Annotated in this window: 13 protein-coding genes; 3 read left to right on the top strand and 10 right to left on the bottom strand. The window is 73.1% G+C overall.

The genetic code is table 11. From position 1 onward, the window contains the following. Nucleotides 1-17 precede the first annotated feature (17 nt). Complete coding sequence (locus tag ABZ193_RS00930; protein ID WP_237337386.1) at nucleotides 18-1,340, bottom strand: MATE family efflux transporter; 1,323 nt, start codon at nucleotides 1,338-1,340, stop codon at nucleotides 18-20. Nucleotides 1,341-2,034: 694 nt separating this feature from the next. Beyond that, nucleotides 2,035-3,036 carry a bifunctional oligoribonuclease/PAP phosphatase NrnA gene (locus ABZ193_RS00925; RefSeq protein WP_237337385.1) on the bottom strand — a complete coding sequence of 334 codons (1,002 nt, stop codon included), beginning with the start codon at nucleotides 3,034-3,036 and terminating at the stop codon, nucleotides 2,035-2,037. 24 nt (nucleotides 3,037-3,060) lie between these two features. Here ABZ193_RS00925 and ABZ193_RS00920 point away from each other — a divergent pair, with 24 nt between their 5' ends. Together ABZ193_RS00920 and ABZ193_RS00915 are read left to right on the top strand one after the other, a co-directional pair. After that, complete coding sequence (locus ABZ193_RS00920) at nucleotides 3,061-4,095, top strand: SAM-dependent methyltransferase (protein WP_354708363.1); 1,035 nt, start codon at nucleotides 3,061-3,063, stop codon at nucleotides 4,093-4,095. Between the two features lie 83 nt (nucleotides 4,096-4,178). Next, a complete protein-coding gene (locus ABZ193_RS00915) occupies nucleotides 4,179-5,342 on the top strand; it encodes an MFS transporter (protein WP_354708362.1) in 1,164 nt (387 codons plus the stop codon). On the opposite strand, the gene ABZ193_RS00910 is transcribed toward ABZ193_RS00915, so the two are convergent. Then, complete coding sequence (locus ABZ193_RS00910; RefSeq protein ID WP_237337382.1) at nucleotides 5,339-6,034, bottom strand: SDR family NAD(P)-dependent oxidoreductase; 696 nt, start codon at nucleotides 6,032-6,034, stop codon at nucleotides 5,339-5,341. The genes ABZ193_RS00915 and ABZ193_RS00910 overlap by 4 nt on opposite strands. Before the next feature lie 85 nt (nucleotides 6,035-6,119). On the opposite strand from ABZ193_RS00910, the gene ABZ193_RS00905 reads away from it, so the two are divergent. Then, nucleotides 6,120-6,668 (top strand): TetR/AcrR family transcriptional regulator, encoded by a 549-nt coding sequence (locus ABZ193_RS00905; protein ID WP_020422057.1) that lies wholly within the window; start codon nucleotides 6,120-6,122, stop codon nucleotides 6,666-6,668. Here ABZ193_RS00905 and ABZ193_RS00900 read toward each other — a convergent pair. The 7 genes from ABZ193_RS00900 to rimP all read right to left on the bottom strand — a co-directional run bounded on the left by ABZ193_RS00900 (nucleotide 6,656) and on the right by rimP (nucleotide 13,045). Then, complete coding sequence (locus tag ABZ193_RS00900; RefSeq protein WP_237337450.1) at nucleotides 6,656-7,039, bottom strand: hypothetical protein; 384 nt, start codon at nucleotides 7,037-7,039, stop codon at nucleotides 6,656-6,658. The genes ABZ193_RS00905 and ABZ193_RS00900 overlap by 13 nt on opposite strands. A 211-nt stretch (nucleotides 7,040-7,250) precedes the next feature. Beyond that, a complete protein-coding gene (rbfA, locus tag ABZ193_RS00895) occupies nucleotides 7,251-7,712 on the bottom strand; it encodes a 30S ribosome-binding factor RbfA (RefSeq protein ID WP_020422055.1) in 462 nt (153 codons plus the stop codon). 12 nt (nucleotides 7,713-7,724) lie between these two features. Continuing rightward, nucleotides 7,725-8,018, bottom strand: coding sequence for a DUF503 domain-containing protein (locus ABZ193_RS00890; protein WP_020422054.1), 294 nt, complete (start codon nucleotides 8,016-8,018; stop codon nucleotides 7,725-7,727). A 67-nt stretch (nucleotides 8,019-8,085) separates the two neighbouring features. After that, the gene (infB, locus tag ABZ193_RS00885) at nucleotides 8,086-11,016 is read right to left on the bottom strand and encodes a translation initiation factor IF-2 (protein ID WP_345073461.1); all 2,931 of its coding nucleotides are present in this window, start codon (nucleotides 11,014-11,016) and stop codon (nucleotides 8,086-8,088) included. 78 nt (nucleotides 11,017-11,094) lie between these two features. Beyond that, entirely contained in the window at nucleotides 11,095-11,358 is a 264-nt protein-coding gene (locus ABZ193_RS00880; RefSeq protein WP_354708361.1) for a YlxR family protein, read from the bottom strand. A 134-nt stretch (nucleotides 11,359-11,492) separates the two neighbouring features. Beyond that, complete coding sequence (nusA, locus tag ABZ193_RS00875) at nucleotides 11,493-12,515, bottom strand: transcription termination factor NusA (RefSeq protein WP_020418714.1); 1,023 nt, start codon at nucleotides 12,513-12,515, stop codon at nucleotides 11,493-11,495. Next, nucleotides 12,512-13,045, bottom strand: coding sequence for a ribosome maturation factor RimP (gene rimP / locus ABZ193_RS00870; RefSeq protein ID WP_027935973.1), 534 nt, complete (start codon nucleotides 13,043-13,045; stop codon nucleotides 12,512-12,514). Before rimP ends, nusA begins: the two co-directional genes overlap by 4 nt.

Raw genomic sequence — 13,045 nt, 5'->3', positions numbered from 1 at the left:
AGCCGGAGCCAGCGGCGTCAGCGGACCGCGCCGACCACGGTCCAGCCGTCCGAGCGCCAGCGGGCCACCACCGCGGCCAGGCGCAGCACCATGAACAGCGACAGGCCGGTCCAGATGCCGGTCAGGCCCCAGCCGAAGCCGAGCGAGGCCCAGATCAGCGGCAGGAACCCGAGCGCGGCGCTGACGAGCGTCGCGGCGCGGAGGAAGGCCGCGTCGCCCGCGCCGAGCAGCACCCCGTCCAGCGCGAACACCACGCCCGCGATCGGTTGCAGCGCCACGAAGAACCACCAGGCGTGCGGCACCTCGCCGAGCACCCCCGGGTCGGAGGTGAACGCGTGCGGCAGCACCTGCGACACCGCCGCGAACACCACGCCGAGCACGCAGCCCATGATCAGCCCGTAGCGCGTGATCTGCCCGGCCACGCCCCGCGCCTGCCGCGCCGAGCCCGCCCCGAGCGCCGCCCCGACCAGCGACTGGGCCGCGATCGCGACGGAGTCCAGCACGAGGGAGAGGAACGTCCACAGCTGCAGCACGATCTGGTGCGCGCCGACGGCCGCGGTCGAGGTGCGGGCCGCCACCGCGGCGGCGGAGACGAAGCACGCCTGGAAGGCGAGGCTGCGCAGCACCAGGTCCCGGCCGAGGCCGAGCTGCGCGCGCATCACCTTCGGGTGCGGCTTGAGCGACACCTTCTCGGCCACGAGGGCCCGCAGGAACAGCCCGGCGCTGATCACCTGGGCGACGACGTTCGCGACGGCAGACCCTTCGAGCCCCCAGTCCGCGACGTAGACCAGCAGCGGGCAGAGGACCGCGGAGATCCCGTTGCCCGCCAGGACGTACCGCAGCGGGCGGACCGCGTCCTGCACGCCGCGCATCCAGCCGTTGCCCGCCATGGTGATCAGGATCAGCGGCGCCCCGAACAACGCGATGCGCAGCCAGGACACGGCCGCCGCGGCGACCTCGTCACTGCCGGACAGGACACGGGCGACCGGGCCCGCGAGCAGCTGCCCGGCGCCGAGCACGACCAGGCCGACGAGGATCGCCAGCCAGGTCGCCTGGACGCCTTCGCTGACCGCCTCCGCGCGGCGGCCGGCGCCGTGCAGGCGGGCGGTGCGGGAAGTGGTGCCGTAGGACAGGAACGTCAGCTGGGTCGAGACCTGGGCCAGCACGACCCCGCCCACGGCGAGCCCGGCCAGCGGAAGGGCCCCCAGGTGCCCGACGACGGCCGTGTCGACCAGGACGTACAACGGCTCGGCCGCGAGGACCCCCAGCGCCGGGACCGCCAGGCCCAGCACGCGCCTGGCGGGCACCTTCTCCCCGGCGGTTTCCACGGTTTCGGACACGAGGGCAGGTTAACCGGGGGCACCGACAAGATCGGCCGCGCGGCCGTGGCCAGGCCGGGGGATGGTGGGTGCTGCTGGAGGGGCGGTGGCTCCCGGAGGGGGCGGTGGCTTCCGGAGGGGGCGATGGCTTCCTGGCGGGGTGCCAGCTCCCTGGGGCGGTAGCTCCCTGGGGCGGTAACTCCTGGTGGCGGCGATGGCTTCCGGGCAGGGCGGCAGCTCCCCGGGGCGGTAACTCCCGGTGGCGGCGATGGCTTCCGGGCAGGGCGGCAGCTCCCCGGGGCGGTAACTCCCGGAGGGGGCGATGGCTTCCGGGCAGGGCGGTAACTCCCGGAGCGGTAGCTCCCTCCGGAGGCGGCAGCGTTCGGCGGAGGCGGCAGTAGCTCCCGGGGGCCGCCGCTCGCGGCGGTCCGCCGCGAGCGGCGCTGGGGTCGCGGGGCCGTGGCGGGCATGGCCAGGGCTCAGGCAGGGGATTCGCCCGCCGGCCGGCTTCGCAGCACCCCCTCCCGGAAGGAAGTGGGCGGGCAGCTCCCCGGAAGGCCCACCACTCGCGGTGAAGCGCCGCTCCGCGGCGCGGGACCGCCCCATCACGCCAGACTGCCGGGCTGCCCGCCGCTTCGCGGCGCCGCGACCGCAGGGATGGCAAGCCTGGCCGAGGCTCCCGCAGCGAACCGTCCGGCTCCCCGGCAGACCCGCGTCAGCCCAGCAGCGGCGCCTCCTCCAGCGCGCGCCTCACCATGGCCAGGCCCTCCTCGGCCGTGCCGTGGATCGTGCAGCCGGCCGCCAGCCGGTGGCCTCCGCCGCCCAGGCTGCGCGCCGCCTGGGAGACGTCGATCTTGCCGATCGCCCGGAACGACACCGACCACTCCCCCGGCGCCTGCTCCTTCAGCACCACCGCGACCTCGGCCTCGCGCGTCGAGCGGATCACGTCCACCACGCCCTCGACCTCCTCCAGCCGCACCGTGGCGGCCACGTCGGCGGTCACCACGGCGTGCACGAGCCCGAAGCCCTGCGCCGACTCCGGCTCCAGCCGCGCCGACGCCAGCACGGTCGACAGCATCGGCAGCCACGCGAACGGGTGGTCGTCGATGATCTCCCGCGCGAGCCGGTCCGGGTCGACCCCCGTCTCGAGCAGCCGGGCCGCCGCGCGGTGGGTCGACGGCCGCGCCCGCCGGAAGCCACCGGTGTCGGTGACCAGCCCCGCGTACAGGCAGCGCGCGATCGGCTCGTCCAGCGCCACCCCCAGCTCGTCCAGCAACGCCAGCACCAGCACCGCGGTCGCCTCGGCGGTGTCGTCGACCAGGTGCACCGAGCCGTACCGCAGGTTCGACGCGTGGTGGTCGACCACGAGCACCTCGCCCCCGGCCGCACGCGTCGCGTCCACCCGGTCGGCCAGCGACCCCAGCCGCGCGGGGCTCGGCGTGTCCAGGCAGATCAGCAACCCCGCCGACGGCGGCACCTCCTCGGCGGGCACGAACAGGTTGTCGGCGTCCAGGCCGCGCAGGCTTTCCGGCACCTCGGCGGGCTCGGCGAAGGACACGCGCACGGTCGCGCCCCGCTGGTAGAGCGCGCGGCCGAGGGCCAGCGCGCTGCCGAGCGCGTCGGCGTCCGGGCGGACGTGGGCCAGCAGGGTGACGTCGGTCGCTTCGCGCAGCAGCCCTGCGGCGCGCGGGAAGTCGAGCTGGGCGGAGGTGCTCATGCGGGCAAGCTACGCTTTTTCCCGATGTTCGACTACGGGATCCTCCTCTACCCCGGCGCCAACCGCGTCTACGCCGACGCCTCCGCCGGTCTGCTGCGCGCCGAACTGACCGTGTTCGGCGAGGCACTGCGCACGCCGCCGGCCGAGATCGGCGAGCGCCGGATCGGTGGCGTCACCTACGTCACGTTCACCACCGCGGAGCCGCTGTCCGAAGAGGACCTGCGGCTGCTGTCGAACCTCTCGTCGCTGTACGCGCTGTTCGAGTTCAGCGGCGACCTGCTGCGCCCGCTGGAGATCGCGCCGCTGGACAAGCTCGACTCCGACCTGCTGACCATCCAGAAGTACCCGGGCAAGACCAACGAGCTGTTCACCAAGCTGCTGCTCAACGTCACGCTGCTGTCCCGGTCCCGGCCCACCGAGTTCCTGGACCGGCCGCTGCACGTGGTCGACCCGTTGTGTGGCCGCGGAACCACGCTCAACCAGGCCATGATGTACGGCCTGGACGCGACCGGGCTGGACGTCGACAAGCGGGATTTCGAGGCCTACGAACGGTTCATCAAAACCTGGCTGCGGCAGAAGCGCGTCAAGCACAACGCCGACTCCGGCCCGTTGCGGCGGCACAAGCACCGCCTCGGCCAGCGCCTGGAGATCTCCTACGCGCTGGACAAGGATCGCTGGAAGGCCGGCGACGCGCGCCATGTCACGTTCTTCAACGCCGACACCCTCACCACGGACGAGCTGCTCGAGGCAGGCTCGGCGGACGTCGTGGTCGCCGACGCGCCCTACGGCGTCCAGCACGGCAGCCACCAGCCCGACGAGCTCGCGCGCAGCCCGCGGGACCTGCTGGCCGCCGCCGTGCCGGTGTGGGCGCGGGTGCTCAAGCCGGGCGGCGCGCTGGGCCTGAGCTGGAACACGCACGTCGCCAAGCGCGACGAGATCGCCGGGATCCTCGGCCGGGCCGGCCTGGAAGTCCGCTCCGGCGGGCCGTGGGAGGGGTTCGAGCACCGGGTGGACCAGGCGATCCTGCGGGACCTGATCGTCGCGCGCAAACCCGCCTGACCCCGGCGCGGAAAAGCGGTGGCGCCCCGCTCCCGTCCCGTGTAGAAGTCACACACAACGGGGACATGGGAGGAATCGGACACATGCCGCTCTGGCTGATCGCGCTGGCCGGCGCGGCGCTGGTGTACTACACCGACGACTACGTCATCGCGGGGGTCCTCCCCGAGATCGCCACCGATCTGGGCGTCACGGTCGGCGCGGCCGGGCAGCTGGTGACGGTGTTCTCGGTGACCGTCGCGGTGGCGGCGCCGGTCATGGCGCTCCTCACCGCCCGCACCCGGCCCAAGGTGGTGCTCACCGGCGCGGCCGCGGTGTTCACCGCGGCCAACCTGCTCGCCGCGCTCACGCCCTCCTTCGCGGTGCTGCTGCTGGCCCGCGTCGTCGCCGCGGCGGCGGCCGGCGCGGCCACCCCGTCGTTGTTCTCGCTCGCGGCCCGGTTGTCGCCGCCGGAGAAGCTCGGCCGGTACGTGGCGGCCGTGGCCCTGGGTGTCACCGGAGCGGTGGCGATCGGTGTCCCGCTGGGCACCTGGCTCAGCGCGCTCGGCGGGTGGCGCGCGACCTTCGCCGCGCTGGCCGTGGCCGGGCTCGCCACGGTGGCCGCCTTCACCGCCACCCTGCCTTCGGACACCGCGGCAGGCCCGGCGATGGCCTGGCGGGACCGGATCCGCGGTCTCGGCGCGCCACCGGTGTCCCTGGGACTGGCCGCGAACGTCGTGCTGATGTTCGGGTCGATGATGCTGCTCACCTACCTGGCGCCGTTCACCGCCGGCCTATCCGATGTGGACATAGCGTCCCGCGGCGCGTTGTTCGCGGTGTCCGGCGCCGCCGGAATGGCCGGCATCTGGGCGGGCGGACGCGCCACCGACCGGTGGGGCCCCGACCGCACGCTGGCGATCGGCGTCGGGGTGTTCATCGCGGTGATGGTCGTCTTCGGGGTGCTGTGGTCGCTCCGCCCGGTGCCGGTGTGGGTGCTGTGGCCCTTGGTGGCGCTGTGGGGCGGTGCGGCGTTCTGGAACTCGCCCGCGGTCCAGGCGCGGCTGCACCGGCTGGCCGGCGAGGCCTCGGCGCCGGCGCTGGCGATGAACACCTCGGGCACCTACCTCGGGGTGGCGGTCGGCGGTGCCGTCGGTGGCGGCGTGATCGGCCTCGGCGGGACCGGGGCGCTGCCCTGGTCGGCGGCGGCCGCCGGCCTGGCCGCGCTCGCGCTGTTCCGCCTCGCCGCCACCCGCGCACCGGCGACCGTCTAGCCGGGCACCACCTGCTCGGCCGGTTCGCCCGTCGCGGCCATGCCCCACAGCATTTCGGCGAGGTCGGCCGGGTCGATGCGGTCCGGGTCGAACCCGCGGCGCGCCTCCACCGAGGCGTCGAACAGCTTCTCGGCGTCGCTGCCGCGGATGAGCGATCCGATGGTGATCGCGGCGGCGGTGACGCCCGTGCCGGCGAGGTCGGCCCGCAGCGCGAACACGTAGTTGCGCAGCGCCGCCTGAGGCGTGCCCGCGCCGGCGAGCATCGGCTCCGGGGTCTTCGCCGACGAGCCGAACCCGTAGAGCAGCGCGCCCGAGCCGCGCTCCAGCATGCCCGGCAGCAGCCGCCGGGTCAGCGACAGCGGCGCCAGCACCACGCTCTCGAACCCCGACCGCAGGGTCTCGACGTCGAGGTCGCGCACCGGCTTCAGCAGCGCCAGGTCCAGCGACCCGTTGATCACCGCCACGTCCACCCGGCCGATGTCGGCCAGCAGCCGCTCGTGCGCGGCGAGGTCGGTCATGTCGGCCGGAAACGCCCGTGCCGCAACACCTTCCGCGGACAGTTCGTCCACGAAGGACGACAGCCGGTCCGCGCTGCGCGCCACGAGCGAGACCTGGTAGCCCTCCTTGCCGAACCGGCGGGCCGCGGCCAGTCCCATGCCGGGCCCGGCGCCGAAGATCGCGAGTGTCCTCATGTCGATTGCCTCCCAGATAAGTTGAGGTTCCCCTCAAGTTGTATCTCAAATTGAGGGGACCCTCAAGTTTCTTATACTGGGAAGTGTGAGCCGTCCCCTCCGCCGTGACGCCCAGCGCAACCGCGAACTGCTGGTCGCGGCCGCGCGCGAGGTGTTCGGCGAGAAGGGCCTGGACGCGCCGCTGGAGGAGATCGCGCGCCGGGCCGGGGTGTCGATCGGGACGCTCTACAACCGGTTCCCCACGCGCACAGACCTGGTCGAGGCCGCGTTCAGCGGCATGCTCGACCGCTGGGCGGGCGAAGCCGAGCAGGCGCTGGCGGCCGAGGACCCGTGGGACGGCCTGGTCCAGCTGATCGTGCGGACGTGTGAGCTGCAGTCGGTGGATCGCGGGATGACCGAGATCTGCACCAGCGACCTGCCCGGGGCGCCGGGGCTGCGGGCTGCCCGGGAGCGGGTCGGCGAGGTGTTCGAGAAGGTGCTGGAACGCGCGCACGGGGCCGGGGTGCTGCGCCCGGACTTCGGCCTGGCGGACCTGGCGTTCGCCATCGCCGCCACCACGCAGGCGGCGCCGCTCGGCGACTGGCGCCGCCACCTGACGTTCCTGCTGGACGGGATCCGGCCTCAGGACACCTGAGCGGCGGGCACCACGCCGAACTTGCGGGTCACGAAGCACCAGAACAGCGGCACGGCCTCGTCGACGGGGCGCTCGTTCGCCTCACCGTCGGCGCCCACGTGCTCGACGCGCACGCGGCCGGGTGAAACGGCGGAACGCCGCGACCACGGCCCGGACACCACGACCGCGCCCCACGGCGCCCGCGGCACCGGCCGGTCGACCACGATCAGGTCACCCAGCGAGGTCGTGCCGAGCAGGACGGTGTTCGCGGCGAGCACGCTGTCCACGACCTCGGACATGGGGCGGTAGACCGGCCGCGCGTCGGCGAGCCGGTGGAACTCCGCGGCGATCTCGGACCAGGGCCGGGAGCGGAACGGGTACAGCCATCCCATCGACCTCACGCGGACCCCCTCAGATCGCGTCGCAGCGGCAGTGCTGCGGCAATCCAAGCACCGCGGGTCAAGAGGGGCGGGACTCACTCCCAGTCGCCACCGCGGCGTAGCGGCAACCCAGACACCGCAGGCCAAGGCAGGCAGGGCTACTGCTCGTCGCCATCGCGGCCTAGCGGCAACCCGGACACCCGCAGGCCAAGGCCCGGCGGGATTACTCCTCGTCGGAGTCGTCCTCGTCGGCTTCGCGGGGCTGCTTGTACGGGTCCGGGTCGCCGGCGTGCTGCGCGGCGGCCGCGCGCCGGGCCAGTTCGGCGTCGGCCTCGCGCGCCTTCGCCAGCAGGTCCTCGATGTGCCGGGCCTCGTCCGGGATGGTGTCCGCGACAAAGGTCAGCGTCGGCGTGAACCGAACCCCCGTGCCCTGGCCGACGCGGCTGCGCAGCACGCCCCGCGCCGACTCCAGCGCGGCGGCCGCGCCCGGGAAGTCCGGCTTCGAGTCGAGGTTCTCCCCCAGCACCGTGTAGTACACGGTCGCGTCGTGCAGGTCCGCGGTGATCTTCGCGTCGGTGATCGTGACGTTCTTCAACCGCGGGTCCTTGATCTCGTGCTCGATCGCCGACGCCACGATCTGCGAGATCCGCTTGGACAGCCTGCGGGCGCGAGCCGGATCGGCCATCACGCACTCCCCTTAGTCTTCTGGCCCGAGCAGGCGGCGGTGGGTGGAGAGCAGCTCCAACTCGGGGCGCTGCGCCACCAGCCGTTCACAGCCGTCGAGCACGTCACGAACATGTTCACCGTCGGCCGCCACCACCGCCACCCCGATCAGGGCCCTGCGGTGCAGATCGAGGTGACCGGCCTCGGCGACCGACACCTCGAACCTGCGGCGCACCTCGGCGATCAGCGGCCGCACCAGCGACCGCTTCTGCTTCAGCGAATGGACGTCGCCGAACAGGACGTCGAGCTCGAGCGCACCTACGTACATCGGTTCCCTGTCCCAGGTGAGGACACGGGGCCGGTCACCAGACCGGCCCCGCGCACCACTACCCGACTCAGACGCGCGGCTTCTCGCGCTGCTCGTAGGTCTCGATGACGTCGTCGACCTTGATGTCGCTGTAGGACCCGAGCGTCAGACCGCACTCGTAGCCCTCGCGGACCTCGACCACGTCGTCCTTGAACCGCCGCAGCGAGCTGACCGGCAGGTTCTCGGCGACGACCACGTTGTCCCGCAGGAGACGCGCCTTCGCGTTGCGGCGGATCTCCCCGGACTGCACGAGGCAACCGGCGATGGTGCCGAACTTGGAGGACTTGAAGACCTCCCGGACCTCGGCGCGGCCCAGCTCGACCTCTTCGTACTCCGGCTTGAGCATGCCCTTGAGGGCCTGCTCGATCTCGTCGATCGCCTGGTAGATCACCGTGTAGTACCGGACGTCGACGCCCTCGCGGTTGGCCCGCTCGGTCGCCTTGCCCTCGGCCCGCACGTTGAAGCCCAGGACGATCGCGTCGGAGGCCGTCGCCAGGTCGATGTCGCTCTCGGTGACACCACCGACGCCGCGGTGGACCACGTTCAGCTCGACCTCGTCGCCGACGTCCAGCTGCATGAGCGACGCTTCCAGGGCCTCGACCGTACCGGAGTTGTCACCCTTGATGATCAGGTTGAGGCTGTTGGTCTCCTTCAGCGCGGAGTCCAGGTCCTCCAGGCTGACACGCTTGCGCTTCGCGGCGTTCTGCGCGTTGCGGATGCGCGCCTGGCGGCGCTCGGCGATCTGCCGGGCCACCCGGTCCTCCTCGACGACGAGGAACGTGTCGCCCGCGCCAGGCACCGACGTGAAGCCGATGACCTGGACCGGACGCGAGGGCAGCGCCTCGGTGACGTCCTCGTTGTACTCGTCGACCATCCGCCGCACGCGGCCGTACGCGTCACCGGCGACGACCGAGTCGCCGACCCGCAGGGTGCCGCGCTGGACCAGCACGGTGGCCACCGGGCCGCGGCCGCGGTCGAGGTGCGCCTCGATCGCGACACCCTGGGCCGGCATGTCCGGGTTGGCCCGGAGGTCCAGGGTGGCGTCCGCGGTCAGCAGGATCGCCTCGAGCAGCCCGTCGATGTTGATGTTCTCGCGGGCGGAGATGTCGACGAACATGGTGTCGCCGCCGTACTCCTCGGCCACGAGGTTGTACTCGGTGAGCTGCTGCCGGATCTTGTCCGGGTTCGCGCCTTCCTTGTCGATCTTGTTGACCGCGACCACGATCGGCGCCTTGGCCGCCTGGGCGTGGTTGATCGCCTCCACCGTCTGCGGCATGACGCCGTCGTCCGCGGCGACCACGATCACCGCGATGTCGGTGGAGTTCGCACCACGGGCACGCATGGCGGTGAACGCCTCGTGACCCGGGGTGTCGATGAAGGTGATCAGGCGCGGGTTGCCCTCGAGCTCGGTCTCGACCTGGTAGGCGCCGATGTGCTGGGTGATGCCGCCGGCCTCCCGCTCGTGCACCCGCGTCTTGCGGATGGTGTCGAGCAGGCGGGTCTTACCGTGGTCGACGTGACCCATGACGGTCACCACCGGCGGGCGGACCTGCAGGTCCTCCTCGCCGCCCTCGTCCTCACCGTAGGTGATGTCGAAGGTCTCCAGCAGCTCGCGGTCCTCCTCCTCGGGGGAGACGACCTGGACGTTGTAGTTCATCTCCGAGCCGAGGAGCTCCAGCACCTCGTCCGAGACGGACTGCGTCGCGGTGACCATCTCACCCAGGTGGAACAGCACCTGCACCAGCGAGGCCGGGTTCGCGTCGATCTTCTCCGCGAAGTCGGTCAGCGAGGCGCCGCGCGGCAGCCGGATGGTCTCGCCGCTGCCCTTGGGCAGCCGGATGCCACCGACCGACGGCGCCTGCATGTTCTCCATGTACTCCTGGCGCTTCTGCCGCTTCGACTTGCGGCCCTTGCGCGAGGGTCCACCCGGACGGCCGAAGGCACCGGCCGTGCCGCCGCGGCCACCGCCGCCGCCACGACCGCCGCCGCCACCGCGGAAGCCACCACCGGCGGGGGCGCCACCGCCGCCACCGGGGCGGAAACCGCCGCCACCGCCGCCGCCGGGACCACCGCGGGGAGCGCCGCCGCCACGGGGACCACCCGGTCCGCCACGGCCCGCGCCCGCGCCACCGCGGCCGCCACCGGGACCACCACGGCCCGCGCCGCCGGGACCACCGCCGGGCCGCTGCACGCGGCCGGGCATCATGCCCGGGTTCGGGCGCGGCGGCATGTTGCCCGGGTTCGGGCGCGCGCCGCCACCGGGACGCGGAGCCGGACGGTCACCGCCGCCGGACCGCTCGGCCGGGCGCTCGCCGCCCTGACCGCCGGGACGTGCCGGCGGGCGCGGCGCCGGAGCGCCCTGGCCGACACCGAACGGGTTGTTGCCGGGCCGCGGGGCGCGCGGACCGGGCTTCGGCCCGGGCTTGGGGCCCTGCGGCTTGGGCGGCACCACCGAACCGGACTGGCCGGAGCCGCCCGCGCCGGGACGCGGCGCCGGGGGCTTGGGTGCCTGGGGCTGCGCCTTCGCGGCCGGAGCCTGCTGCTGCGGAGCCGGCTGCTGGGCCGGACGCTGCTGCTGCGGGGCCGGCGCCTGGGGCGCGGGGGCCTGCGGAGCCGGCGCCTGGGGCGCCGGGGCCTGCTGCTGCGGGCTGGGGCGCGGGCCGGGCTTGGCGCCCGGGACCGGGCGCGCCTGCGGCTGCTGCTGACGCGGCGCGCCGGGCTTGGGCGCCGCGCCGTTGCCGTTCCCGGCCGGCGGTGCCGGCCGGGCGCCGCCGGACCGGCCGGCGGGCTTGCTGTCCTTGGTGACGAAGGCGTCACGCAGCCGCCGGGCAACGGGTGCCTCGACGGTCGACGACGCCGACTTCACGAACTCGCCCTGCTCCTTCAGCTTGGCGAGAACTTCCTTGCTCGTAACCCCGAGCTCCTTCGCGAGCTCGTGCACACGGGCCTTGCCTGCCACTGCTCTCCTCAACTGGTGAGGCCGGGCGGCAAAACCCGCTCGACCTCGTCCTATCGTCGCGCGTTCATGGCTTCAGCTTCACGGCTGACTCATGACGGGTCGACCTGCTTCCTTCGTTCCATCCGGACCGGGGACGCTCCCCTGTCCATGCTTCCCGGTGACCTGCCCCAGGTGCTCGCGCAGCTCCGCCGCGTCCAGCGTCCCGTGGACCCTCAGGGCCCTGGGGAACGCCCGCCGCCGCTCGGCCTTGGCCAGGCACTCCGGCCCGGGGTGCAACCAGGCACCCCGCCCCGGCAGCCGCCGACGCGTGTCGGCGACCAGCCGCCCGTCCAGCGCGACCACTCGCAGTAGTTCACCGACGGGAGCTCGCTTCTTGCACCCCACACACGTCCGCACCGGGGTGTCGCCCCGGCGCTCCGAGCGTGCGGTATCCGAGCGCGAGCTCCGCACCACCGTCGAGTTTAACTCCTGGCCCCTCACTCAGCCGAACCGGTTGTCGCTGCGGGCGTGGCGTCCTCCTCTGAGGCGGCCGCGTCGCTGCGGATGTCGATCCGCCACCCGGTGAGCCGGGCGGCCAGGCGGGCGTTCTGGCCCTCCTTGCCGATGGCCAGGGACAGCTGGAAGTCCGGCACCACGACGCGGGCCGTCTTCGCACGCTCGTCCACCACCCGTACCGAAACAACCTTGGCGGGGCTCAGCGCATTCCCGACGAAGCGAGCCGGATCCTCGGAGTAGTCGACGATGTCGATCTTCTCACCCCCGAGCTCGCTCATCACGTTGCGCACCCGCTGGCCCATCGGGCCGATGCAGGCGCCCTTCGCGTTGACGCCCGGCACGGTGGACCGGACGGCGATCTTGGTGCGGTGCCCGGACTCGCGGGCGACCGCGGCGATCTCGACGGTGCCGTCGGCGATCTCGGGGACCTCCAGCGCGAACAGCCTGCGCACCAGGTTCGGGTGGGTGCGTGACAGGGTGATCGACGGGCCGCGGGCGCTGCGCGACACGGTGACCACGTACGCCTTGATGCGCTCGCCGTGCTCGTACCGCTCGCCGGCCACCTGCTCGCCGGGGGGAATCACCCCCTCGGTGTCGCCGACCTGCACGATCACCATGCCGCGGGCGTTGGCCCGCGCGTCGCGCTGGATCACGCCGGCGACGATCTCGCCCTCGCGGGTGGAGAACTCGCCGTAGGTCTTCTCGTGCTCGGCGTCGCGCAGGCGCTGCAGGATGACCTGCCGCGCGGTGGTCGCCGCGATGCGGCCGAAGCCCTCGGGGGTGTCGTCCCACTCCTCGTCGACGTCGCCGTTCTCGTCCAGCGTGTGCGCGAGGACGCGCACGACGCCGGTCTTGCGGTCGATGTCGATGCGGGCGTGCGGCTGGTGCCCCTCGGTGTGCTTGTAGGCCGTCAGCAGCGCGGTCTCGATGGCCTCGATGACCGTTTCGAAGGGGATGTCCTTGTCCCGCTCGATCGCGCGCAGGGCCGCGATGTCCACGTTCACTTCGGATCCTCCTCCGGCTCGCCTGCGTTGTGCTCCGAGGCGTCCTGGTCGAGCAGCTTCAGCTCCTCGGTCGGTGGTTGCCTGAACTCGATCTCGATCACGGCCTTGGCCACGTCGGCGTAGGGCACGTCCCGGATCGCACCGGCCACCAGCACCCGCACCGAGTCCTCGCCCGCGTGCCCCACGCGACCCACGTACTCGGCGCCCTCCCGCGGCGTGATCCGCACCAGGCGGAACCGCGAACGGCGCCAGTGGCGGGGGCGGGTCAGCGGGCGGTCGACGCCGGGCGAGGTCACTTCGAGCGTGTAGGCGCCCGCGATCAGCTGCTCGTTCTCGTCCAGCGCGGCCGAGACGGCTCGGCTGACGTCGGCGACCTCGTCGAGTCCCACGCCGTCGTCGGAATCGACGACGACCTTGACGAGCTTGCGGCGGCCCGCCTGCTGGACGTCGAGCGCGTCGAGGTCGAAACCCGCGCCGGACACGGCTTCGGCCACGATCGGCTCGAGCCGGGCGGCGAGTTCTCCAGGCAC

The sequence above is a fragment of the Amycolatopsis sp. NPDC006125 genome (assembly GCF_040614195.1).
Classification (GTDB): Bacteria; Actinomycetota; Actinomycetes; order Mycobacteriales; family Pseudonocardiaceae; genus Amycolatopsis_E; species Amycolatopsis_E tucumanensis.
Note: the sequence above shows the minus strand (reverse complement) of the source record. Positions and strands in the feature narration are given on the sequence as shown.